Origin of the sequence: Clostridium sp. MCC353 (assembly GCF_018785315.1) — a bacterium.
GTDB lineage: Bacteria > Bacillota > Clostridia > Lachnospirales > Lachnospiraceae > CHH4-2.
Map to the genome: position 1 here is coordinate 1 of NZ_WQPN01000035.1, position 901 is coordinate 901.

2 protein-coding genes are annotated in these 901 nt (G+C 47.2%); both read right to left on the reverse strand.

All coding sequences use genetic code 11. From position 1 onward, the window contains the following. Positions 1-434 (reverse strand): transposase (locus GPL15_RS08555; protein ID WP_215697992.1); only part of this gene is annotated, 434 nt, incomplete at its 3' end. Between the two features lie 229 nt (positions 435-663). After that, positions 664-792 carry a hypothetical protein gene (locus tag GPL15_RS27705; protein WP_275950469.1) on the reverse strand — a complete coding sequence of 43 codons (129 nt, stop codon included), beginning with the start codon at positions 790-792 and terminating at the stop codon, positions 664-666. Positions 793-901: the final 109 nt, after the last annotated feature.

A 901-nucleotide genomic window follows, 5' to 3' on the forward strand; every position in this document is an offset into this window, starting at 1 on the left:
TACTGGGCCCCGCGCCACGGCTGGATTTGAATGCGCCCAACCCTGGCGAAATCGGCAATGACAAAGGAATCAATGCCATCATTCTTATCAAGAGAATTGAAGGATTCCTTATATTTTGCCACTTCCTTGGGGTTGAGACAGTAAACCTTCGTGGAGAAAGGAGCCAGCTTTTCACAAGTGGAAAGATAATTGGCGATATGTACGCCGTAAAAGCCGGTGGACTCCAAGCCGATGATAACGAAATGGAACTCGTGATGCTGCTCCAGAACCCCGGCGATCATCGTCTCCATCTGCTCTGCGCCGTACTGGGCGTTAGGAACGGAAACCATCCGGATGAGGAACTCCTGATCGAAGTTTAAAGCAGAGACAACGTTTAAGCGGGACCCAATGTCGATCCCAACGAAAAGCGTTGACAGGTAATCGATTTTCTTCATGTGTAATCACCACCTTTCAGGTAAGGATAGGGAAGCAGAGCCAAAGCTTATCCCGATTCGATGTACCCGCTGAAGTCTCGCGTTATCAGCATTGCCCCAGTAGAAATACCCTGCTGGAGGCTAGAACTGGAGATGCAGCATTTGTGTAAGCAGTCAGGGGCACACCGTCTGGGCTGCAAGCTTTTTGAGCAATAGCCATAGGCTTTGACGACGGGCAGCAGCAGTGACCTTAGCTAAGATTCCACTGGAAATCATTATAGCATCGGGAAGCTCTGGTATAAAGTAACTCGTAAGCGGTATAGATGGAATAAGGAGGAACCAGCACTCCTGGAGGAGCTTCCTCCTGATATGACATCATAGAATCTCCTTACATCTATACCAAAAAAAATAAGTTTATAGCCTGTTTTACTTGGCTATAAACTTATTATACGAGACGGGCAGAAACTGAAAACCAAATCAGTTTCTGA